General features: G+C 71.2%; 22 protein-coding genes. 8 read left to right on the top strand and 14 right to left on the bottom strand.

Annotated elements, in window-relative coordinates; genetic code table 11:
- Nucleotides 1–22 precede the first annotated feature (22 nt).
- A complete protein-coding gene (locus WMF24_RS28385) occupies nt 23–1,336 on the top strand; it encodes a DUF5690 family protein (RefSeq protein ID WP_437730537.1) in 1,314 nt (437 codons plus the stop codon).
- 54 nt (nt 1,337–1,390) lie between these two features.
- Here the strand turns inward: WMF24_RS28385 and WMF24_RS28380 are convergent, their stop codons facing one another.
- The 4 genes from WMF24_RS28380 to WMF24_RS28365 all read right to left on the bottom strand — a co-directional run bounded on the left by WMF24_RS28380 (nt 1,391) and on the right by WMF24_RS28365 (nt 5,034).
- Complete coding sequence (locus tag WMF24_RS28380; protein WP_437730536.1) at nt 1,391–2,773, bottom strand: FAD-binding oxidoreductase; 1,383 nt, start codon at nt 2,771–2,773, stop codon at nt 1,391–1,393.
- A 231-nt stretch (nt 2,774–3,004) separates the two neighbouring features.
- The gene (locus tag WMF24_RS28375) at nt 3,005–3,523 is read right to left on the bottom strand and encodes a hypothetical protein (protein WP_437730535.1); all 519 of its coding nucleotides are present in this window, start codon (nt 3,521–3,523) and stop codon (nt 3,005–3,007) included.
- A 383-nt stretch (nt 3,524–3,906) separates the two neighbouring features.
- Complete coding sequence (locus tag WMF24_RS28370) at nt 3,907–4,122, bottom strand: hypothetical protein (protein ID WP_437730534.1); 216 nt, start codon at nt 4,120–4,122, stop codon at nt 3,907–3,909.
- 24 nt (nt 4,123–4,146) lie between these two features.
- On the bottom strand, nt 4,147–5,034 hold the full coding sequence (locus WMF24_RS28365) for an STAS domain-containing protein (RefSeq protein WP_437730533.1): 888 nt from the start codon (nt 5,032–5,034) through the stop codon (nt 4,147–4,149).
- Between the two features lie 325 nt (nt 5,035–5,359).
- Between WMF24_RS28365 and WMF24_RS28360 the strand changes: the two genes are divergently transcribed.
- A complete protein-coding gene (locus WMF24_RS28360) occupies nt 5,360–5,953 on the top strand; it encodes an AAA family ATPase (RefSeq protein ID WP_437730532.1) in 594 nt (197 codons plus the stop codon).
- Between the two features lie 197 nt (nt 5,954–6,150).
- Here the strand turns inward: WMF24_RS28360 and WMF24_RS28355 are convergent, their stop codons facing one another.
- Together WMF24_RS28355 and WMF24_RS28350 are read right to left on the bottom strand one after the other, a co-directional pair.
- Nucleotides 6,151–6,504: a hypothetical protein gene (locus WMF24_RS28355; RefSeq protein WP_437730531.1), complete on the bottom strand. Its 354-nt coding sequence runs from the start codon at nt 6,502–6,504 to the stop codon at nt 6,151–6,153.
- A 251-nt stretch (nt 6,505–6,755) separates the two neighbouring features.
- Nucleotides 6,756–6,899, bottom strand: coding sequence for a hypothetical protein (locus WMF24_RS28350; RefSeq protein ID WP_437730530.1), 144 nt, complete (start codon nt 6,897–6,899; stop codon nt 6,756–6,758).
- 282 nt (nt 6,900–7,181) lie between these two features.
- Here WMF24_RS28350 and WMF24_RS28345 point away from each other — a divergent pair, with 282 nt between their 5' ends.
- Together WMF24_RS28345 and WMF24_RS28340 are read left to right on the top strand one after the other, a co-directional pair.
- Nucleotides 7,182–7,442, top strand: a complete 261-nt coding sequence (locus WMF24_RS28345; protein WP_437730529.1) for a hypothetical protein — start codon at nt 7,182–7,184, stop codon at nt 7,440–7,442.
- A 164-nt stretch (nt 7,443–7,606) separates the two neighbouring features.
- Nucleotides 7,607–8,980 carry a cytochrome P450 gene (locus WMF24_RS28340; protein WP_437730528.1) on the top strand — a complete coding sequence of 458 codons (1,374 nt, stop codon included), beginning with the start codon at nt 7,607–7,609 and terminating at the stop codon, nt 8,978–8,980.
- Between the two features lie 85 nt (nt 8,981–9,065).
- Here the strand turns inward: WMF24_RS28340 and WMF24_RS28335 are convergent, their stop codons facing one another.
- From WMF24_RS28335 to WMF24_RS28325, 3 genes are all read right to left on the bottom strand, one after another.
- Nucleotides 9,066–10,298, bottom strand: a complete 1,233-nt coding sequence (locus WMF24_RS28335) for a matrixin family metalloprotease (RefSeq protein WP_437730527.1) — start codon at nt 10,296–10,298, stop codon at nt 9,066–9,068.
- Between the two features lies 1 nt (nt 10,299).
- Nucleotides 10,300–10,872, bottom strand: coding sequence for a hypothetical protein (locus WMF24_RS28330; RefSeq protein WP_437730526.1), 573 nt, complete (start codon nt 10,870–10,872; stop codon nt 10,300–10,302).
- Between the two features lie 149 nt (nt 10,873–11,021).
- Entirely contained in the window at nt 11,022–11,864 is an 843-nt protein-coding gene (locus WMF24_RS28325; RefSeq protein WP_437730525.1) for an AraC family transcriptional regulator, read from the bottom strand.
- 71 nt (nt 11,865–11,935) lie between these two features.
- Between WMF24_RS28325 and WMF24_RS28320 the strand changes: the two genes are divergently transcribed.
- Complete coding sequence (locus WMF24_RS28320) at nt 11,936–12,610, top strand: glutathione S-transferase family protein (RefSeq protein WP_437730524.1); 675 nt, start codon at nt 11,936–11,938, stop codon at nt 12,608–12,610.
- A 147-nt stretch (nt 12,611–12,757) separates the two neighbouring features.
- On the opposite strand, the gene WMF24_RS28315 is transcribed toward WMF24_RS28320, so the two are convergent.
- Both WMF24_RS28315 and WMF24_RS28310 read right to left on the bottom strand, forming a co-directional pair.
- A complete protein-coding gene (locus tag WMF24_RS28315; RefSeq protein WP_437730523.1) occupies nt 12,758–13,366 on the bottom strand; it encodes an ArsR/SmtB family transcription factor in 609 nt (202 codons plus the stop codon).
- 272 nt (nt 13,367–13,638) lie between these two features.
- Nucleotides 13,639–14,025, bottom strand: coding sequence for a fucose-binding lectin II (locus WMF24_RS28310; RefSeq protein ID WP_437730522.1), 387 nt, complete (start codon nt 14,023–14,025; stop codon nt 13,639–13,641).
- Nucleotides 14,026–14,661: 636 nt separating this feature from the next.
- On the opposite strand from WMF24_RS28310, the gene WMF24_RS28305 reads away from it, so the two are divergent.
- A complete protein-coding gene (locus WMF24_RS28305) occupies nt 14,662–16,872 on the top strand; it encodes a hypothetical protein (protein ID WP_437730521.1) in 2,211 nt (736 codons plus the stop codon).
- Between the two features lie 15 nt (nt 16,873–16,887).
- On the opposite strand, the gene WMF24_RS28300 is transcribed toward WMF24_RS28305, so the two are convergent.
- The gene (locus tag WMF24_RS28300; RefSeq protein ID WP_437730520.1) at nt 16,888–17,763 is read right to left on the bottom strand and encodes a helix-turn-helix domain-containing protein; all 876 of its coding nucleotides are present in this window, start codon (nt 17,761–17,763) and stop codon (nt 16,888–16,890) included.
- Between the two features lie 287 nt (nt 17,764–18,050).
- On the opposite strand from WMF24_RS28300, the gene WMF24_RS28295 reads away from it, so the two are divergent.
- Nucleotides 18,051–19,055, top strand: a complete 1,005-nt coding sequence (locus WMF24_RS28295; protein WP_437730519.1) for an SGNH/GDSL hydrolase family protein — start codon at nt 18,051–18,053, stop codon at nt 19,053–19,055.
- Here the strand turns inward: WMF24_RS28295 and WMF24_RS28290 are convergent.
- Nucleotides 19,043–19,693 (bottom strand): Vgb family protein, encoded by a 651-nt coding sequence (locus WMF24_RS28290; RefSeq protein ID WP_437730518.1) that lies wholly within the window; start codon nt 19,691–19,693, stop codon nt 19,043–19,045. The genes WMF24_RS28295 and WMF24_RS28290 overlap by 13 nt on opposite strands.
- A 9-nt stretch (nt 19,694–19,702) precedes the next feature.
- Nucleotides 19,703–20,923 (bottom strand): helix-turn-helix domain-containing protein, encoded by a 1,221-nt coding sequence (locus tag WMF24_RS28285; protein ID WP_437730517.1) that lies wholly within the window; start codon nt 20,921–20,923, stop codon nt 19,703–19,705.
- Between the two features lie 85 nt (nt 20,924–21,008).
- On the opposite strand from WMF24_RS28285, the gene WMF24_RS28280 reads away from it, so the two are divergent.
- Nucleotides 21,009–21,818 (top strand): DUF899 domain-containing protein, encoded by an 810-nt coding sequence (locus WMF24_RS28280; RefSeq protein ID WP_437730516.1) that lies wholly within the window; start codon nt 21,009–21,011, stop codon nt 21,816–21,818.
- Nucleotides 21,819–21,852: the final 34 nt, after the last annotated feature.

Below are 21,852 nucleotides of genomic sequence, written 5' to 3'. Positions count from 1 at the left end.
GACGCGTGGGGAGCATGACGAGATGGACCGTGGAAGCGTGACCCGGTGGCTCGCGCGCGCTCCGGCGCCCGTGTTCACGGCCTTCGCCGTGATCGCCGCGTTCGCGACCTACTTCTGCATGTACGCCTTCCGCAAGCCGTTCGCGGTCGGCACGTTCCAGGGCGCCGTCGCGCTGCCGCTGCTCCCCGCGCTCGACCTGAAGAGCCTCTACATCATCGCCCAGGTGCTCGGGTACTGCGCCTCGAAGTTCCTCGGCATCAAGGTCGTCTCCGAGATGCCGCCCGAGCGGCGCGCCCTCGCCATCCTCGCGTGCATCGGGGTGAGCGAGGCAGCGCTCGTGCTGTTCGCGCTCACGCCGGCCCCCTACGCCGCGGTCTTCCTCGTGCTGAACGGGCTGCCGCTCGGGATGGTCTGGGGGCTCGTCTTCGGCTTCCTCGAGGGGCGCCGCGTGAGCGACCTGCTCGGCGCCGGCCTCTGCGCGAGCTTCATCGTCGCGAGCGGCTTCGTGAAGACCATCGGCAAGCTCACGCTCGGCTGGGGGGTCCCGGAGGCGTGGATGCCCGCCGTCACCGGGGCGCTCTTCTTCCCGCCGCTCTTGCTCTCCGTCTGGATGCTCGCGCAGATCCCGCCCCCTTCCGCGGCCGACGAGGCGCTCCGGACCCGCCGCGCCCCGATGGACCGCGCCGCGCGGCGCGCCTTCGTCCTGGCGAACGCGGGCGGGCTCGCGACCCTCGTCGTCGGCTACATCGTCCTCACCGCGTACCGCGATTTCCGGGACAACTTCGCCCGCGAGATCTGGGACGCCCTCGGCTACGCCGACCAGCCGGCGATCCTGACGACCGCCGAGATCCCCGTGGCGATCGGCGCGCTCCTCTCGGTGGCGGTGATGATGGGGATCCGGAGCAACCGCGCGGCGCTCCTCGCTGTCCACGGCATCATGGTGGCCGGCGCCGTGCTCGCCGGGCTCAGCACAGCGCTCTACCAGGCGGGCGTCATCGGCCCCGTCGCGTGGATGATCAGCGTCGGGCTCGGGCTCTACGTGGGGTATGTCCCGTTCAACTGCGTGCTCTTCGACCGGCTCATCGCGGCGGTGGGCTCCGTGGCGACGGCCGGCTTCCTGATCACGGCGGCCGACGCGTTCGGCTACCTCGGCAGCGTGGCGCTGCTGCTCTACAAGAGCTTCGGCCAGGCGAGGCTCTCGTGGATCGAGTTCTTCCTCGGCTTCAGCTACGCGAACGCCGTCGTGTGCGCGGCGCTCTTCGCCGCGTCGGCGGCGTATTTCTGGCGGCGCACGCGCCCCCGGCTCCCCACCGCGCGCCCGGCGTTCGACGCCTGAGGCGCGCGCGGCCTGGCGCGCGGTGGGGAGCCGGGGGCGCTCTCCTGCGCTCGATCAGCCGCCCGCTCTCGTCGCGCCGGGCGGCGCGATCACCTTTCCTGGGTTGAGGATGCCGCCCGGGTCGAAGGCGTCCTTGATTCGATGGTGAAGCGCGAGCGACGCCGCGCCGAGCTGGCGGGTGAGGAAGCCGCGCTTGAGCGTGCCGACGCCGTGCTCCCCGGTGATCGTGCCGCCGAGGTCGATCGCCTGCGCCATCACCGCCTCGAAGGCCGCGACGGCGCGCGCCTCGGCCGCGGCGTCGCCGCGGTCGAAGACGACGAGCGGGTGAAGGTTGCCGTCGCCGGCGTGCGCCACCGTCCCGATCACGGTCTCCGACTCGGCGACGATCACCTCGATGCGGCGGAACATCTCCGGGAGCAGCGGCAGCGGCACCGCGACGTCGTCGACGAGCACCGTGCCGAGCCGCTGGAGCGCCGGCAGGGCGAGGCGGCGCGCCGTCAGCAGCATCTGCCCCTCGCCCTCGTCGTCGGTCGTGGCGATCATCGTCGCCCCGGCCTCCTCGCAGGCCTCGTTCATGCGCCCGAGCTCGGCGGAGCCGTGCGCGTCGCTCTGCGCGATCAGCATCGCCGCGGCCTCCGTGTCGAGGTCGAGGCGCGCGTGGCTCTCGACGGCGCGCAGGGCGGTGCGGTCCATGATCTCGAGCAGCGAGGCGTCGACGGCGCGCACGATCGCCGCGACGGCGCGCCCCGAGGCCTCCAGCGACCCGAACGTCGCGACGAGCGTCGTCGAGGGCGGGGGGAGCCGCCGCAGGCGCAGCGTGATCTCGGTGATCATCGCCAGCGTCCCCTCGGAGCCGACGAGGAGCCGCGTCAGGTCGTAGCCCGCGACGTCCTTGCGGCTCCGGCCGCCCGTGCGGACCACCGTCCCGTCCGCGAGGACCGCCTCGAGGCCGAGCACGTAGTCGGCCGTGACGCCGTACTTCACGCAGCACAGGCCGCCGGCGTTCGTGGCGACGTTGCCGCCGATCGTCGAGACGGCGTAGCTCGACGGGTCGGGCGGGTACCACAGCCCGCGCTCGCGCGCGGCGGCCTTCAGGTCGCCGTTGAGCACCCCCGGCTGGACGACGGCGAGCATCGCCGCCTCGTCGATCGCGAGGATGCGGTTCATGCGCTCGAAGCTCACCACGACGCATCCCTCCGTGGCTGTCGCGCCGCCCGCCACCCCGGTCCCGGCGCCGCGCGACACCAGCGCGACGCGGTGCCGGGTCGCCCACCGCGCCAGCGCCTGCACGTCCGCCGTCGATGACGGCCGCGCCACAGCGCGCGGCCAGCCGCCGACCGCCCAGATGGCCTGATCGTGGCGATATCCGTCCATCACATCCCGGTCCGTGACCAGGCCATCGCCCAGCGTGAGGGCGAGCTCGTCGAGGGGGCTCATGTGCCATGGAACTCCGAGCGGTTCCTGACCGTCAACGAATTCAGGCAATTGCGGCAGGTAGGTTTGCCTGCTCCGGCGGGGTCTTCACGCCGGGCGGCGCGTGAAGGGCTGCCGTGGCGGCGCCTCGCGCGCTGGCGCCCGTCGTTCAGGGACCTCGTCGTTCGGGGAGCTCGATGAATCGAGGCTGCGCGGGGGCGGCGCAGCCGGGGGCGGGATCGCCCTTTTACGGCCTCATGGGCAGGCGGCGATACATGCGATGTACGCGGTGCACCCCTCGCTCGCGGTGCACCCCTCGTCGACCGTCGCGACGCAGGCGTCGTCGTTCTCGACCCCGTCCACGCAGTCCAGGCAGGCCTCGTTCCCCTCGAGCCCCGGGAAGCTGGCGGATCCGTCGTCCGCGCAGACGTCGGTCTCGGTTTCCGCCGTGTCGCAGGAGCTGGCGCACGTGGCGCCCTCCGCACAGCCGCACGCCTCGAGCGTCAGCTTGAGGAACTCCAGGGCCCCCTGCGTGTTGTCCTCGAAGCACTGCTCGACGCAGTCGACGCCGCCGCCCTCGCCGCTTCCGCCCTCGCCGCCGCCGCCGCCCTCGCCGCTTCCGCCCTCGCCGTTGCCGCCCGTGCCCGCCGTGACGGTCGAGCTCGACGTGGAGGAGGTGGCGCCGGACGCGCCGCCCTCACCGCCCGCCCCGCCGTTACCGCCGTCATCGGAACAGGCCGCCACCGCGCACACCATGACCAGAATCGCTGCCACGCTGAGACTCTTCATCGGGATCTCTCCTGACAATAGTGGTTACGCTGCTCCGACTCGAACGGGACGGCGCTCGCCGCCGCTCCTGCGGAGCCTCTTCTTCACGCTCTGGCGCCGTGTCCTGACGCCGGGCGTCTACCTACACCAGAATTTTACAGGATGATATCTGCCGCGTGCGCGCCTGCGCTCTTGTCGCTGCCATCTGGTTGCGTGGCCATCAGCGCACCCGCAGTGATCATCCACACAACACACACGCGGGATCTGCCAGCAATGTCCTTGTTCAGGAGAATCGAGGCTAGCACGTCGGAAACCTGTGCCCTTCCGGTTCGCCACGTGGAGAGCTTGCTCTTCGTGCCGTCCTGAAGGGGCCGGTCGATTCCTGGAGGTCACGCCGGCGGATGAGCTCGCGAAGGGCTCCTGGCGATGATGCCGCCCGCCTGCTTACCGCTGCTGCCTGCGACATGGCCGAAGCGCTGGAGCGCGCCATTCGCCGTCACTGAATTTGCGAACACGATATCGACCGCGATGATCCACATGGGCGCGATGACCGTCCAGAACGATGGATCCGCGATCGCCTGCCCGACGCCGAGCAGCGCGTCCATCGCCGCCGGGGGCGCCTCCGGCGGCTACGGCGACGCGTCTGCCGGGCTCGACGAGGTCGCGAACGCGATCCCGCTCTGCAGATCGCGACGGGTCACGACGCCCGCGAGGTCGATGCCGAGGCCGACGATCGCCTGGGCCACCTCGGGCCGGATGCCTGTCAGGACGACCCGCGCCCCGAGCAGCCGGACCGCCTGCGCCACCCGCAGGAGGGCGTTCGCCGAGGTCGTGTCGATGTGCGGCACGCCCGTGACGTCGATGATCGCCACCCGCGCCTGCCGCTCGACCACCTTGCCCAGCAGGCTCTCCAACACCTGCTCCGCCCGCGCCGCGTCCAGCCCGCCCACGAGCGGCAGCACGAGGACGCCCTGGCTGATCGGCACGATGGGGGCCGACAGCTCCAGGAGCGTCTTCGCCTGCTTCCGGAGCGTGTCCTCGAGCTGCTTTCGCTTCGTGATCACCTCCTGGAACAGCATGATCCCGCCGATCTCGCCGTCGAGCGTGTACCACGGGAAGATCTTCCAGCTCCCCCACTCGACGTGCCCGTCGGCCCGCGGGAAGGGCTCCTCATCATTCCCTTCCGAGGCCCCCGCGAGGCAGCGCTGGTGGACCGCCTTCCAGTGCTCGGGGACATCGGGGAAGACATCGTAATGGCACCGACCGATGAGCGCTCGAGAGTCCAGGCCGAAGTCCGCCCCGTAGCGCTGGCTCGCCATCACGTAGCGCATGTCACGATCGAACATGGCGAACGCGGCGGGCGTGTAGGTCATAAAAAGACGCACGTGCTCCTCGCTCCGGCTCAGCGCGCCGCGGAGGCGATCCCGCTCCTCCTCGGCTTGCTCCAGCTCCCGGATGCGCTGCCGCAGGCGCTCGTTCTCCGCAGCGACATCACTGTAATCCACGTCACCGTTCATCCGTGCCCTCGGTTCTATCCTGGGCCGTATATATCAAAGAAGCACGGCGCAGGGCGATCCAAGCGGCGCAGCGCGCGTTGCCGGCGAGGGCGCCGCTTGCCGCGCGCGCGACGACGCGCGATGCGTTCAGCGTACTCCTGGCTGCAAGCTGAGTTGCGATGTTCCCTCATCCCAGGTTTCGTGCTTCCCGGCGCTCGCCACGTCAGCGCTGGTCGAGGGGGCCGCGCGCGAGCTCGACGAGGGCGCCCGGAGCTGTTTCGGGTGCGCGCCGACCAGCGCCTCGGTCGGGCCGAGCGGCTCGGCGGCGCGGGCGACCGATCCTGCTTTGACGATACCGAGGAGCGATTGCGGGCGATCTGGCTTGCTTCTTGATCTATACCGTTCTCCCGACTACATTCGCTGCGTGTCGAAGCCACGGCTCTATCTGGTCTGCGGCTTGCCCGGATCCGGCAAGACGACGCGTTCGCGGGCGATCGCGTCGGCGACGGGCGCCATCAGGCTCTGTCCCGACGAATGGCTCGTGGATATCGGCGTCAGCCTGGTCGACTACCCGTTCCGCTTCCTCCTCCAGGGGCGCATGCTCCGTCACGCGGAGGAGCTGCTCCGAGCCGGCGTTGCCGTGATCATTGAGTTCGGCTCGTGGTCCCGCGCGGAGCGCGAGGACATCCGGCAGGTCGCCGTGCGGGCCGGGGCGTCGACCGAGCTGCATTTCATGGATGCGCCGCTCGAGGTGCTGAGGCAGCGCGTCCTCGCGCGCGGGGGGCCCGACGCCGAGGTGCTCGCCAACAAGGTCTTGATGCAGGATGGCGGAGCCTTCGAGCCGCCATCGCCGGAAGAGGCCAGAGGATACGATCGCTTCGTCGGCCCACACGACGGGTGGCCCGAAGGCGAGAGCGACAAACGGGTTGGACCCGCCTGAAACGAGCAGAGCTTGGAACCGCCAAGGCGCCAAGGACGCCAAGATATCGTCTTCTTCTTGGCGTCCTCGGCGTCTTGGCGGTTCATTTCTCGCTCGATCAACGTGATCGTCGATCTAGAGCTCCGGCGCCGGCGCCCTCCGGCTCCTGCGTTGGTCCCGGCTCCCCGCGGAGGGGGCGCCGGGCGCTCAGCGTGCCGTCACTGGATCTCGCCTGCGTGGAGGCACGTCCCCGGGCAGTCCGCGCCCCCGTTGTCCGGGTCGCAGGTGTCCCGCAGATCGTCCACGCAGACATAGCCCGTCTCGCAGGCGAACCCGGCGAAGCCCCCGCAGGGCTCGCCCACGCAGAGGCCGCCGCAGTCGGCGTCCCTCCTCGGGTCGCAGTCGTCGTCCGGGTCGTCGACGCACCGGTTGGTGCCTGGACAGCCGCGACCGGTGATGCCAGCGCAGGTGAACTGAAGCGCGGCCTGCGACGCGTCGAGCGCCTCCCCGCTCGGCGCCTCGGCGCCGCAGCCGACCCCGAGCACGGCGCCGCCGGCGACCATGACAACCACCGTAAGCCATTCCTTGAGCATGCGAGTACCCTCCAAGCGCGCTCGCCTCGTCCACGCCTTCGCTGGGCGGCGAGCCACGGGGAGGAGCAAGCGAAAGGCGGGCCAGCTCCGGAGGGGCCCTGCTCGCCGAGGGGCCGTCGTCTCGCGCGCGACGCAAGTCGCGCAGGTCCTGCACGAACTGGGCAGGATCCCGTCTTTGTGCGCGGAAAGGGCCGAGCGCCGGCCCCGGGCCGCCCTGCCTCGTGCGGGCGTCAGGCGAGGAAGCCGGGCAGCGGTCCGCAGCTCGGCTCGATGCCGATGCCGCTCGCCTCGTGACCGAGCGCGTTCATCACCGACGTGAGCAGCTTGTTCGAGCTCTGCGCGGTCGTGTTGTTGATGTACTGGCCAACGTTCACGCCCAGGTTCTTCCCGCCGATGACCAGGTACTGTCGCTCCCGGGTCCGCCGCTCGCCGTCTCCGAGGACGTATCGCCGATCTGCCCGGTGCAGGCGAGCGCCAACGTGCCCAAACCGAGGATCCAGCCGAGAGATCGAACGCTCATATCGGATCTCCACAGGGACACGCGGCGTCGATCGACGCCGCTCCCGTCGAGGAGGCCAGGAAGTGAAAACGCTATCCGCGGACCGAGCTTCTCATCGCCGCCACCTTTGTGCAGCCTCGTTGTCGCGCTGTCGTCGATGACGAAGGGCCCGTTCCGCAGGACGAGCCATCCGGAGCCGAGCGGCGCCCCAGCCCGCGGCGCCCTCTTTGCGCTCGGCGGGACCGTCGTGGCCCGGGCGCAGGGGCACGCCCTGGAAGGGGAAACACGATGCGCCACAAGCTTCTTCGCCTTCACGTCGCCGAGGCGCACCAGGGCATGGCACGAGCACTGGGCGGCCGAGATCCGGAGCTCGACGCCCGACGACGTGCCCTGGATGAAGGACATCGCCTCCCGCTGATCGCGCCTCTTCGATAAAGGCGATGGCGCGCCTGCGCGTCCAGGGTCGCACCCCGGTCGGGACCGGCGCGCCCCGGGCTGCTCCCCTCGATCCGGGGGGCGCGATCCACCGCGCGATTCCGGCTCCCAGGCCGCGCCGGCGCGATGGTACAAGGCGAGAGCGCCATGAGCACCGCCCGCCTCGCCTCCGCCGCTCTCCCGCTCATGCGGGGCCGTAACCCCCTGGCCCGCCGTGTCCAGACCCGGCATGGCTTTCCCATCCTCCCCGGCGGCTTCCCGGTCGTTGGCCACATGCCGGCGATCGCCGTCGACGCGCTGGGCCTTGTCCGCGAGGGCCAGCGCCGCTTCGGCTCCCTCTTCTTCTGGACCCAGGGCTTCGAGAGCTGGCAGCTCATCTACGCCTCGAACCAGGCCTTCTCGCTCTTCAAGAGCAAGGCGGTCGACTCCTCGTATCTGACCGAGGGCGGGCTCGGCAACCTCTTCGGCCAGTCGCTGATGGCCCACGACGGCGCCTCGCACCGCCACATCCGCACCGCGATGAACGGGCCCTTCTCGCCGAAGGGCCTCGACGTCGCGGAGGTCGGCGCGACCGTCGCGACGAGCGTCGAGCGCAAGGTCCGCTCGTGGCTCGGCCGGCGCGATGTCCAGGTGCTGCGCGAGACCCGCGAGCTGGCCCTGGAGGTGATGTTCAAGATCACCGGCGTCGAGGACGACGAGCTCCCCGAGTGGCGCCACCACTACGAGGATCTGATGCTCCTCGTCATCCATCTGCCCTTCGACGTGCCGGGCTCGCCGCGACGCCGCGGCCTCCGCGCCCGCGACTGGCTCGACGCGCGCATCCGGCGGATCCTCGCCGACGTGCGCGCCCGCGGCGAGGCGAGGGGCCTCGTGCCCGCGCTGCTCCAGGCGCGCGACGAGGACGGCGAGCCGCTCTCGGAGCAGGATCTCGTGGGCAACCTCCGCCTGCTCCTGCTCGCCGGCCACGAGACCTCGGCCTCGATCATGGCCTGGTGCGTCGCCCACCTCGCCGAGAGCCCGGCGATCTGGCGCGCGCTCCGCGACGAGGCGACGAGCGCGCCGGATCTCCCGCGCTCGCCCGCCGATCTCCGCAGCTTCCCCTTCGCCGAGGCCGTGTTCCGCGAGGCGCTCCGCCTCCATCCGCCGGTGCCGCAGGACGCCCGCCGCGCCGTCGCCGATTTCGAGATCGAAGGCCGCACGGTCCCCGCAGGGACCAACGTGGTGATCCCGCTGGCCCTGCTCTCGCGCGATCCCGAGCTCTACCCGGATCCGGACAGCTATCGCCCGGAGCGCTGGCTCGGCCGCAAGGAGGCGCTCTCGCCGCTCGAGATCGCCCAGTTCGGCGGCGGCGCGCACTTCTGCCTCGGCTATCACCTCGCCTGGATGGAGATCGTCCAGTTCCTCGTCGCGCTCGGGCGGATGCTCCCGGCCTCGGGCCCCAGGCTCCAGAACGGATTCCCGGCCTCGCGCTACCTCCCGGTGCTCCGCCCCGCGGCGGGCACGCGCGTCCGCTTCGATTGAAGCGCCGCCGGGCCCAGGGCGCTGGCGGCGGCACGCCGCCAGCGCGCATCGGCGCCCCGGACGCGGGCGCCTCCGGGCGCTGTGGCTAGCGCCGGCGCCGGCGCGACGCCAGCGCGCCGAGCGCCCCGAGGAGCGCGATCCCGCCGAGGTCGGCCGATCGACCGCCTGTCGAGCAGGAGCACCCGGAGTCGCCGCCGGGCTCCCCGTCGCCGCTCCCTGGCGGGTCGTCGGTCGCCGGGCCGGCGCCGCCCGCGCCGCTGCTCGAGGCGGCGGACGAGCTCGCCGTCGCGCTCACCGTCGACGCGCCGCCGCTCGACGAGGACGCCGTGCTGCCCGCGTCCGCGCCGCCGCCGCTGCCTCCGGCGCCGCCGGCTCCGCCGCTGCCTCCGGCGCCGCCGGCTCCGCCGCCGCCCTCGCCGCCGCCGCACTCGGCGGAGCACTCCGCCGAGCAGGCGCCGCAGACGCATTCGATGAGGCGGCCATAGAGGCCCGCGCCCTCCGCGTGCTGGCCCACGCAGCGATCCACGCACGCGTCGTCAGGGCACTCGGCGATGCAGCCCGAGAATGCCCGGCACGAGAACGAGGCGCCGCAGGTGTCGTACTGCGGCCTGCAGGCGTCCGACAGCGAGCCGTTCGAGCAGCTGTCGCAGCTGCCTCCGCCTCCGCCTCCGCTCCCGGCGCCCGTCGCGGTGGTCCCGCCGATGGGATACAGGGCGCACACGCCCGTGACGTCATCGTCCTCGAGGGTCCGCGTCGACGAGCCCGCGGCGTAGTACGCGGCCATCGTCGCGTTCCGCTCGCTGGAGTGGCCGAGGCCGAGGAAGTGTCCCTGCTCGTGCGTGGCGATCGACTGTGTGTCGACACAACCGTTGTTGCCGGTGTCGTTCCAGCAGAACCTGACGTTGTTGAACACCATGTCGGCGTCCACGATGACGTTGTCGAACCGCCCCCAGACCGGCATCGTGACACCGATGACCGAGTTGACGTCGCCGAGCGCTTCCGGCCAGGATTGGCTGATCCACTGGAACACGTTCTTGCCGTCGTCGTAGCTGTAACGATCGGTCGTGTCGCCGAGGAGGTTGGCCCGCCACTCCGTACACCCCGTGTTCGACCATGCCGCGAACCCGGACTCGATGCGGGCGACGGCGATGTCGGCGATCTGGCCCGGGATCGTCGATCGGTTGATGTAGTAGCCGACGGGCAGCTTCCCCCAGCGGGGGGTGCCGTCCTCGAGCGGCGTCCACGCGGCGGCCTCGCGGGCCGAGGCGAGGAGCGTGGCGGCGCCGAGCGAGACGGCGAGGGCGACGCGGCGCCTCATCTCACTTCCCTCCTGCGATGCGGACAACGTCCGTCATGAGCCTCTCGACAGGCTCGATCTCGTCGCCGGGCGCATGGACGGGCACGAGCGCGCCCCCGCTCCGTCGCACGAGCTGCAGCCCCTCGAGGCTGCGCCGCGCCATGCCCTTCGCGTCCACGTGATAGACAGACAGCGCGAGCGCCGTGAGGTGCCATCGCCCCTTGTCGCCCGGCCGCAGGAAGACGACGGCATCCTCGCCCTGCGAGAGCCTGGCGTCGCCGAGCACCCGCTGCGTCTTGCCCTTGTACGTCCCGCCGATCTGCTCGAGCACGATCACCTGCGCGCCCCCTTTGTCCGCCTCTCCCCCCTTGAGCGGCTGGGTGACCTTGAGCTCCGTGCGGGTCACGATCGACCTTCCGTCGTCGGACTCCGCCGTGGTGGACCGGCCGACGGTCACGCGCGCGATCGTCGCCGACCGGAGCACGAGCTCTTCACGCGAGAGAAGGACGGCCGTCGTCGCGTCGGCGGTCGCGCCGATGCAGAGCAGAGCGACGGAAACGAACAGGGACAGCACTGCCTTCACGCTTCGCCTCATGTCGATGACCCTCCAGGACCACCGTTTCTATCCCGGAGCGCGCGCGGCGACCATAGCTGAAGCAGCACGGAACGCCGTGCTCGCAGCGCTGCGATGCAGCACATCTGTCGTGGCGGCGGAACATCACACTGTGACGCGACGTGATGGCGTCATTTGCGGATCCGCGCGCTGGATTCTTTCGACCGCGCTGCCGCGCACCGCTGCGCGTAGACGGACGGTGTAAAGCCGATCTGGGCCTTGAAGTCCCGGATCAGGTGCGCCTGATCGTGATACCCGAGCTCCAGCGCGAGCGCCGCCCACGCGACGGGCGCGCCCGAGGCCACGCGCTCCGCGGCCTCCTGCACGCGCGACCGCCGGATGATCCACTTGGGCCCGACGCCGATGTACCGCTCGAACGCGCGGTGCAGCGTGCGCACCGACACGCCCGCGATCCGGGCGAGATCCTCGGCGCGGTGGACGTCGCGATCGCCCTGCGCGCGGGCGGCGAGCGCCATGGCCTCGTCGAGCCCCGCGTCCTCCGGCCCCTCGTGCGCGCGCAGGAGCTCCTCCACCGCGCGGATCGCGACGGCGTCGTCCGGCTGGTCGAGCACCGCGCGCTCGAGCGGCCGGGCCGCACCGCCGAACATCTCGACGAGGGGGACGACGCGGTCGACGAGCCGGCGCATGGGGAGGGGTGCGAACGGGAAGAAGCCGCCCGGCTTGAACTTCGTCGCGACGACGCGCCCCGTCCCCACGAGCCGGGCGACCTCGCGCCGGGTCCCGATGCCGTGCACGGCCGAGCCCGGCGCCTCGATGGCCAGGTTGACGCAGGGGTGCGGCAGGATCTCCTGCTCGAACGGCGCTGTGAGCGACCAGCGGACGACCCAGTGCCAGTCGACGAGCCTGGCGAGATCGGGCGCGGGCGCGTGGCGGTGCAGCTCGAAGCGCTGGAGACCGGCGGCGGGGTTCAGGATGCCGCGGGTGGGGTCCGCGGGGGTGATGCTCGGGCTCATGATCGCGCGTGGCGCTCTTTTACAATACCGCGCCTCTCCGTGGCAGTAGCGTCCGCCCCGGAGGCAGCAACATGGCTGATTCGATCAAGACCCCGAGGGGCCACCTCGTCCTGTTCCATTCGCCGAACGCGCGCTCGACGGGCACGCGCATCCTGCTCGAGGAGCTGGGCGCGCCGTACGAGCTGCGCGTCCTGAACATGAAGGCCGGCGAGCAACGGAAGGCCCCTTACCTCGCGGTGAACCCGCTCGGCAAGGTGCCCGCGATCCTGCACGACGGCGCGCTCGTCACCGAGCAGGTCGCGATCGTCATCTACCTCGCCGATCTGTTCCCGGAGGCCGGCCTGGCGCCGGTCCTCGGGGATCCGCTGCGCGGGCCGTATCTCCGGTGGATCGCGTACTACGGGTCGTGCTTCGAGCCGGCCATCGTCGATCGGGCGATGAAGCGCGAGCCGGGCCCGCCCTCGACGTCTCCCTACGGAGACTTCGATACGATGTTCGGCGTGGTGGCGGAGGCGCTCCGGAAGGGGCCGTATCTGCTCGGCGACCGTTTCTCCGCGGCCGACGTCCTCTGGGGCAAGGCGCTGGACTGGATGACGACGTTCAAGCTCGTGCCCGAGCTGCCGGAGGTCAAGGGCTATGTCGCGCGGGTGTGCGGTCGGCCGGCGTTCGCCCGGATCGCGGCGAAGGACGCGGAGCTCGCCGCGGCGCACGAGGCCGCTGCCGCGGCGGAGGCACGGGCGAGCTGAGCCTGCTCCCACCGGAGCAGGCCGCTGCGCGCTCGCCTTCTGCGCGGCGCCTGCGGGGAAGCGCGCCTCGAGCCAGGCGCGCCCTCGGGGCCTGCTCCGGCGTCCCGGGCACCGCGAGCTCGACCCAGCGTCTCTTGGCGTCGCTTCTCATCGGCATGAAGGCTCCTTTCCAGGCTCATCGTTCGGCTTCGGATAAGCCATCACGAGCAGCCGGTGCTCGCGCCCGCCGGCCGCCGTCGCGTTGTGGTATCGCGCCACGAGGTCCGTGACGGCCTTGCTGAGATCGGCGGTGAAGGCGGCGCGCTCCGCGGCCGACGCGAACCGGATCTCCGTGTCGATGGAGAGCGTCGCCAGCCGCTTCTGGGCGTCGAACGCGAGGCGCCACAGCCTGCCGACCTCGCGCACGACGCGCGCCGCGAGCGCGATGAGGTAGCTCGCGGAGACGCGATCCATCGTCCGTCGTGGATCCGCGGCGGCAGGCCCGAGCGCGCCCGGAGAGACGACATAGGCGCTCGCCGTCGCCACGAACAGGCGCTCCGTCAGTCCCCCCCATTTCCGCTCGCCCGCCGCCCGCACGAGCTGGTGGGCTTCGAGCGCGCGCAGGTGGTAGTTGACCTTCTGACGGGCCAGGCCCACCCGCTCCGCGAGGCTCGCGGCGGAGGCCGGCTGCGCGAGCTCCGAGAGGAGCCGGCTCCGGACCGGGTCGAGCGCCACGACCGCCGCGGCAGGGTCTTCGATGACCTCAACGTCCAGCACCCGGCCCATGGTAAGTTGACAACTTTCTTTGTCAAACCCATCCCGTCGGCTCGACCCTCCGACGGACCGGGCTTCCGGCCGGCGCGGAGGCGCACGGACGTGCCCGTGGCCCCGTGGATGGCCGGGGGCCGGACCCCGCCGCGGCGGCTGGCCGCCTGGCGTCCGTGCCTCCGGTCGCGCGCGAGCCGCCGTCCGGCGTCACGGCCGCGGAGAGGCCGTCGGACGCCGCCTGCCGATCCTCCGGCGCCCCGCCGCCGGGGCTTTGGACAGGGCTATCTGGACGTGTTCCAGCTGAGCTCGATGATGCTGTCGTTGTAGTCGCTGTCGTCCCCGTTTTCAGCGACGATCACGAGGATATTGTAGTTGCCGATCGTATATGGACCACCGGCCTTGAGCTGGCGGGACTTCTGCCATTCTGCGTTGATGTCCGTCTGATACTCGAACGTCGCCCGCAGCTTCGCCCTCGCGTTGCTGACGATCGTCGACTGACCCGTCATGGCGTTGCGCTCGCCGGAGCCCGCGAAGGCGCACAGCACCTCGTCGTTGCGCGTCACGGTGATCTTCTGAGTGTGCCTCGAGTTCGTCGTCGCTCGGATGGTCACGGTCACGCCATCCGGGAGCTCATCGATTTCACAGGTGTTGCCGTTCAATTGAGGCATCTGCTCATGCTCCTTCCTATGGATCGCGCCCCGCGGCCGGGAGGATGACCGTCGAGACCGGGGACGGTTTCGCGGCGCCAGAGGATGGCTATCAAACCTGCCGCAAGCCTGCAACGACAAACATCTGCCTGTGCTGGACGCGGTCATCGGCATCCTCCAGCGCGCGTCCGAGCGCGGCTCCAGGATGCGGTGAGGAGGGCTTCATTTGAGGTTACATCGGGGGAGGATCGCGCCTCTCCCGTTGACTGTAGCGACGGGTGCGCGGAGCGGGCGCGCCAGGCGGGCGCGGCGAGCAGCAGAAGCGCGGGCGCTCCGCAGGCGACGCCGGTCTGCGTGCGCGGCCGGCGATCTCTGATTCTACCGAGGCCTCCGGGCCCGACGGGGCAGTCGATACCGCAAGAGCTCGGCGATGGGGTTCAATGCATCTCTCATCGACCAACTTGCATCATGATGGTGCGCTGTCGCGCGCCGGCCCCGTGCCCAGGGAGAGTCTGCGCGAGCCGTGGGGCTCCGGCTGGCGAGCCCGGCCTGGCGACGACCGCGGTCACGATGACGGAGAGCCGTGCGCCGCACGAGGAGAGGGATTCGTTCTCACGGCGATGAACGAACGCCGGGGAGGGGGCACCTTAGCCGCTCATGCGAACGACATCACTCATCGTCTCGAGTGTCCTCCTGGTGATCGGTTGCTCTGATCCCGGGTCGGGCGCCAGCTCCTCGGGAGCGGCAGGAGGCGGCGGCGCCCCTGGCGTCACGTCTGCCAGCGGGACCGGCGGCTCCGGCAGCGGCGGCGACCTCGGCGGCAGCGGCGGCTCCGGCGGCGGCGGCGACCCCGGCGGCAGCGGCGGCTCCGGCAGCGGCGGCGACCCCGGCGGCAGCGGCGGCTCCGGCGGCGGCGCCGCATCCCTTTTCCCCTGCGGCACGCCCACGACCTGGCGCAGTTCGCCCGAGGCGTTCCTCGATCTGGGACACACCCGGATGCTCCGCCGGCTCTTCGTCTCCGGGGATCGCGTCCTCAGCTGGGACCACGACCGCTGGATCCTGTGGGATACGGCGACCCGCGCCGCGATCGCCGACGGCCATGCGCCCGGCGGCTTCGAGGAGCTTCCTTTCCCCCTCCCGGACGGCTCGTCTCCAGAGCTCCCGGGAGGCGTCGAGCTCCGAGCCGATCTCCTGCTCGTCCAGACGGACCCGCATCACGCGTTCGAGCTGCGCAGCGCTGCCGACGGCTCCCTCCTGGCGGCCATCTCGGCCGAGTATGGCGACGTGGGGCTCGCGACCGACGGGAGCTACGCATGGACAGCCCGCTCCGGCAACCTCACCCTCTGGAGCCGCGCCGGGGACGAGGTGCTGTCGGCGACGCTGGAGATCTACGGCGAGTTTCATGCGGCCCCGGACGCGGTGCGCATCGCGTCGAAATACAACACGAATACGTCGGTCCAGGTCGTGCCGATCGACGGCTCGCCGCCGCACCTCACGCCCGCGTTCGCGGGCACCTTCCACGCGTGGTCCAGGGACGGCGCGCGCTTCCTCACGACGACCGGCAACACGGTGCGGGTGTACTCGAGGACTGGCGTCCAGGAGAGCATCGTCAACCTGCCGGAGATCGACAACCTCGCAGCGACGGGAGACTATCTCTGGACTCACAGGTCCAACTGGCCGGGCAACCCGCTCAAGATCTACCGGATCGGCGGAGGGAGAGTCCCCGTGGCACACTACGAATACAACAGCGGCACGACCGTCGTGCCCACCGAGCGCGCGATCGGCGTCTTCAATCTGAGCTCGACGAAGATCGAGGTCATCGATCTCGGCGGCTCCGAGATCACGCGAACGGAGCACGAGGTGGCGGTCTACCCGCCCATGTTGGCGCACATCGACGGAGGGCTTCGCTGGGCCATCGGTACCTCGGCAGGCGTCATCTCGCAGAAGGGCACGGTGGCCGACCCTGACGCGACGGGGACGCTCGGCTGCGGAGCGTCGAAGCTGGGTGGAGCGGCCTCCGGGCAGGTCGCCATCGCCACGCCCGCGGGGGCGATCTTCGTCTACGATACCGCCGACCTCGGCGCCGGTCCCACGGCGTCCGTTCCGTTGCTCAGCGCTGGCGTGCGGCTCTCGGCCGACGGGCGCGTGCTCGCCGCGCGCGCCACCGAGCGCGACCGGTACATCGAGAGCAGAGACCTCCGGATCTTCTCGCTGCCCGACGGCGCCGAGGTCGCCTCGTTCGACTCGGATGTCGCCCTCCTCGACTTCTCGCTGTCCGCGAGCGGGACGACGCTGGGCCGCACGTATCACCGCTCCGACATCCTCGATGGCGATCGCATCGTCAGCGACGTGAGCGGAGCGACGGTGATCTACGAGGACACCGGATTCCAACCGGTTCCGGTCATCTCACCCGACGGCCGTCACTTCCTCGTGACGGACGAGGCGATCGGAGACGGCTGCGGGTTCACCCAGTTCTACGTGGACGGGGTGCTCGTCAACGCGGTGCCCGGCTGCGCGGTCGGATGGCTCGACGATACCCGCGCGCTCGTCCAGACGTATTTCCTCAACTTCTTGACCAGCCGGTGGGAGCTTCAGGCATCCACGATCTACGACGAGCTGGGCAACGTGATCGCCACGCCGCCGCTGCCGCGCATCACCCTGGCCCCCAGCGACTATACGGCCGACCATGGCAAGCCGGCGTACGGCATGGTCCCCATCTCGCCGACGGCCATCCTCGCCCGGTACGAGCGCGCCATCTACGACATCGAGACCGGCGCGACCCTGGCGACCCTCCCCGAGGCCAGCGTCATCGCCGGCAGCTCCGTCGTGTATCCCTGCGGCAACGCCATCTGCGCCGCGCCGTACTGACCAGCGGCCGGGCGATCACCTCTTCCGGTACGCGCCGGGCGTCGTCCCCGTGCGGCGCTTGAACGCCGTCGTGAGGTGCCCCTGGTTGGAGAACCCGCACGCCAGCGCGATCTCCGCGATGGACATCCGCTCGTCCCGGAGCATGGTCATCGCCTTCTCGATACGGCGCGACAGCACGTATTGATAGGGGGTCTGGTGGTATGCGTGCTTGAACAGGCGCGAGAAATGGTCCGGCGAGTAGCCCACCAGCCGCGCCAGGTCGACGAGCCCGAAGTTCGATGAGAGCTCTCGGTCCACGAACCTCTCGATCTGCGTGCGCTGGCCGCTCGAGAGGCTCGCGCTGCGCAGCGACATCTCCGCCTTGGCGCCCGCGCCGTACCGGGCCGCCACGTAGGACGCCAGCGTCAGGCAGAGCGACTGCACGTACACCGCGCCCAGGTACTCCTGCCCCTCGGCCTGCGCCCGCAGGCGATGGACCATGTCGACCACGTGGGCGTCGACGAGGCCGAACCGTGGGCCCTGCTCCGGGACCAGGCAGCTGGACAGAGACGAAGAGAGGGCCGACATGGCTGCTTCGGGGAAGGTCACCCCCGTGACCACCGACGGCCGCCCCCGCCACGTGACGCTGTGAAGCCTGGTCCTCCGCGGCATGAGGTCCACCATGCCCGAGAGCCGCTCGAACGAATGCTCCCGGACCTCTCCCGAGGTGGGATCCGCGAAGCGGATGTCGATCTGCGAGGGGCCCCCCGTCCAGACGAGGACGGTATCCGAATCCGCCGAGAGCGCCTCGAACCGGCCGCTCTCGGGCACGTACTGCATCCGGAGAGGCAGCCCCACCCAGTCCGATCCGGTGAGAGCCACGCCGTACTTCGCAGGAAGCGCTGCGGTCATACCTGGGTTCGTCCCAGAACATCGCCGGAGGAACGCAGGGGTCAAGCCCTTCGTTCACGGCGCGTGGCCGAGCACGCATCGCTACGCGCCCGCGCCGAGCGGATTCCACGTGCCGAGATCCTGAAAACCTTCGCCGGGAATTTGAACGACGCCGCCCCGGGCGCCGCGTACCTTTCCGCCACTTCCTCACAGAGGCCGCGCGGGCGGCATCGAGCCGGGCGCCCGATGGCCTCTGTTCAAGGTGTAAATTTTTAGTTCGGTCGCGCGCGACCGGGAGCTCTGCTCACATGTCTACCTCGACCTCTCCGCTGCTCGTCCGCCTTCGTGGTTCCGGCGCCTTCGCCCGCGCGATTCCGCTCGCGAGCCTTTTATTTGTCGGTGCCCTTGCCTGCTCCAGCGCTTCCGATGGGTCGACCGACAACACCGGTGGCTCCGGCGGGGCCTCTTCCAGCGTCGGGACGTCGGGGAGCGTCTCGACGACGAGCGGAGCGGGCACGACGGGGACCGGCGGCTCGGGCGGGCAGGCGCCCACGGGAGCCACCACGGGCAGCGGCGCGACGGGCAGCGGCGCGACGGGCAGCGGCGGGCAGGACACCGTCGCGAGCTCCTCCTCCACGGGCGCGCCTGCCGTCGGCTCGGGCGGCGGTGGGGGGGCTCCCGATCCTGGGTTTCAGCCTTGCCCCGCGACGGGCCCCTGCAAGATCCTGCCCCTCGGGGACTCGATCACCTTCGGCCTCGGCTTCGATGGCGGCTACCGGGTCGAGCTCTTCCGCCTGGCCCGGCAAGACGGCCACGAGATCACGTTCACGGGCACCCAGCAGATGAACGGCCCCGCGATGGTCGACGGCGCGCCGTTCCCCCGCAATCACGAGGGGATCAGCGGAGAGACCATCCAGCAGATCGCCAATCGTGTGCCGACCCCGGCGCTCCGGGAGATGCCGCACATCGTGCTGCTCCACGCGGGCACGAACGACATGTACCGAGACCCGAACGGCGCCGATACCCGCCTGGGCGCGCTCATCGACGAGCTGATCGCCGAGGCGCCCGACGCGCTGATCGTCGTGAGCAACATCATTCCTTTCCCGGGGGGCGCCAACGCGGTCAATACGTACAACGCCAAGATCCCCGGGCTCGTCGAGGAGCGCGCCAAGGCGGGCGCGCACGTCGTCTTCGTCGATCAGTTCACGGGCTTCCCCACGTCCGAGCTCGGCGACGGGGTCCATCCGAATCAGGCCGGTTACGCCCGCATGGCGGGGGCCTGGTACGGCGCCATCTCCGACTACCTGAGGTGAGCCGGCCGCCTGGGCCGTCGGACGGCCCTGATCGTGCCGCGCTTGCCGCCGCCGCAGAAGAACCGGTCGCCGCCGTCGGATTCGAGGCCCGAGACGCCCGCGCCGGGCGGCATCTCGATCCGCTCCAGCACCTCGCCGGTCCGGGGATCGACCTGCCGCAGCTCGCTCTCTTCCCCTTCCCAGGTGCCGTGCCATAGCTCGCCGTCGCTCCAGGTGACGCCGGTGACGAAGCGCGTCGACTCGATGGTGCGAAGGACCGCGCCTGTCTGGGGATCGATCTGGTGGATCTTGCGGCCGCGGTGCTGACCCACCCAGAGCGCCCCTTCGGCCCAGGCGAGCCCCGAGTCGCCGCCGCCGCCCGGCGCCGGGATCGTCGCGAGCACACGGCCGGTCTGCGGGTCGATCTTCTGGATGCGATCCTCGGCGATCTGGAACAGGTGCCGGCCGTCGAAGGCCGTCCCGGCGTGCGCGGGGACCTCGATCGAACGCACGGTCTCCCCGCTCTCGGGATCGAGCGCGTTCAGCCTGTCGCCGGACGCAAACCAGACATGCTGGCCGTCGAACGTGAGCCCGTGCACGTGCTCGACGCCCGGAAAAGGGCCATATTCGCGGATGATCTTGGCTGCCGAGATGTTCATGCGTCGATCCTAGCCATCCGGCAGCGGGGGCGGGAGCAACAAGGTTGTCGTGAATCCCGGCGCCGGCGGGGTGATCCAGCGCCGTGCCCGCCCATCCCCGATCGGCTGTACCTTGCCGCCGGCCGCGAGGGCGTCGAGGGCCCGCTGCACCGTGCGCTGGCTGGCGCCGAGGGCGAGCGCCAGGGCCGAGCTCGACCAGGACTCGCCGTCTGCGAGGAGGGCGAGCACCGCTGCGTGCTGCTCCTCGACGGGCCGCGCCAGCACGACGACCTCGCGGTCGCCGCGCGGCGCGAGCGCGAAGCCCCGCCTCGTCGCGCTCACGCTGGCCAGGGCCCGCAGCACCGCGCGGAGGCGGCCGATCTCGACGCGCAGCCGCGCACGATGCGAGTCGTCGGCGCGCCTCGCCCCGAAGGCCCGCGCGACGAGCGTCTCCCTCGGCACGTCTCCAGGCGATGCCTCCGCCATCGCGCGTGCGAGCGCGAACAGGACCGGGCGCCTCGCGAGCGAGACCACGGTGCGCGCGTCGCGCACGACATGGCGACAGGCGTCCACGACGAGCGCCCCCGAAGCCAGCAGCGCCTCCACCTCCTCGAGCAGCAGGGGACGGGCCTCACCCCGCGCCACGAGGCGCGCCGCCGGCGTGGTCAGGGCGAGGGATGCGCTCTCGACCTCCGCCGTCAGCGCGGGGATGTCCGCCCGGCGCGCGGCGCGCGCGGCCCGGGCGAGCGCGGCGCGCGCCGGCTTCGTCCGGAGGCGCCGCACCGCGATGCCGGCGACGACCAGCTCGTGGGCGGCCTCCAGCGCGGGCGGCAAGGACGCCGGGTCGAGCTCGGCGAGCGCGCCCTCGGCCTCGTCGAGGCGCCCGATCAGGAGGAGGCGCCGGATCTCGAGATACCGCGCGTGCGCGGCGTTCCCCCGGTCTCCGTGCGCTTCGAGCGTCCTCCGCGCCGCGTCGAGCGTCCTCGCGGGCAAGTCCAGGTCGCGTGACGCGAGCGCGATCTCGGCCTCGGCGACCACGCAGCGCGCGCGGGCGACGGCCTCCCTCGCGCCGAAGGCGCGCGCCGCCCTTCGCAGGAGAGATTTCGCGCGCCCGAGCTCGCCGAGCTGCGCCATCGCGATGCCGCGCAGCGCGAGCGCAGGCGCGTCGTCGCGCAAGGCGACCCGGCTCAGCGCGCCGAGGGGATCACCCGCCGCGAGCGCGCGCGCCGCGGCCGTGATCAGTGAGTCCATCGGGATCGCGCCACACGTGTAACTCCCACCCGCTCGGCGCCCGAGCCTAATCTACCTCACGACCTGCATTCAAGGAGTGACGACGATGACAGCGCACACGACCGGGACACGCGAAGACTGGCTGGCAGCGCGGCTCGAGCTGCTGGAAGCGGAGAAGGAGCTGACGCGGCGCAGCGACGCGCTGGCGCGGCGGCGCCAGGAGCTGCCATGGGTTCGAATCGACAAGGACTACCGCTTCGAGACCGACGAAGGGACTGCCTCGCTGGCGGACCTCTTCCAGGGGCGCTCGCAGCTCCTCGTCTACCACTTCATGTTCGGACCCGACTTCGCCGCGGGCTGCCCGTCCTGCTCGATGATCGCGGACGGCTTCAACGGGTTCGCGGTTCACCTGGCCAACCATGACGTGATGCTCTGGGCGGTCTCGCGGGCGCCGCTCGCGAAGCTGCAGGCGTACAGGCGGCGAATGGGCTGGACCTTTCCCTGGGCGTCCTCGTCCGCGAGCGACTTCAACGCCGACTTCAACGTCTGGTTCACCGAGGAGCAACAGCGCGACGGAGGCGTCGACTACAACTACCGGCGCGAGGCCGCGTTCGCGTGGCGCGAGGGCCAGGAGGGGGGCGGCGAGGGGGCGGAGGCCAGGTTCGCGGCCATGTGCGGGACCGACCCGGCCACGTTCCATCGCGACAGACCGGGCATGAGCGCGTTTGTGCTCGAGGACGGCGCCGTCTACCACACCTACTCCGCCTATGCGCGCGGCCTGGACGGACTGTGGGGCGCGTACCAGTGGCTCGACCGCGCCCCCAAGGGGCGCAACGAGACGGGCGTCTGGTGGCGTCGGCGCGACGAGTACGACAGCCCGGCGAAGCGCGTCGGCGCGCCCTGCTGCGGGCGATAGCTCCTCGGAAGGCGAGGGCACAACCCGGCTCGAC

Origin of the sequence: Sorangium sp. So ce1335 (genome assembly GCF_051521615.1) — a bacterium.
Lineage (GTDB): Bacteria > Myxococcota_A > Polyangia > Polyangiales > Polyangiaceae > Sorangium.
This window is presented reverse-complemented; position numbering and strand designations above follow the sequence as displayed.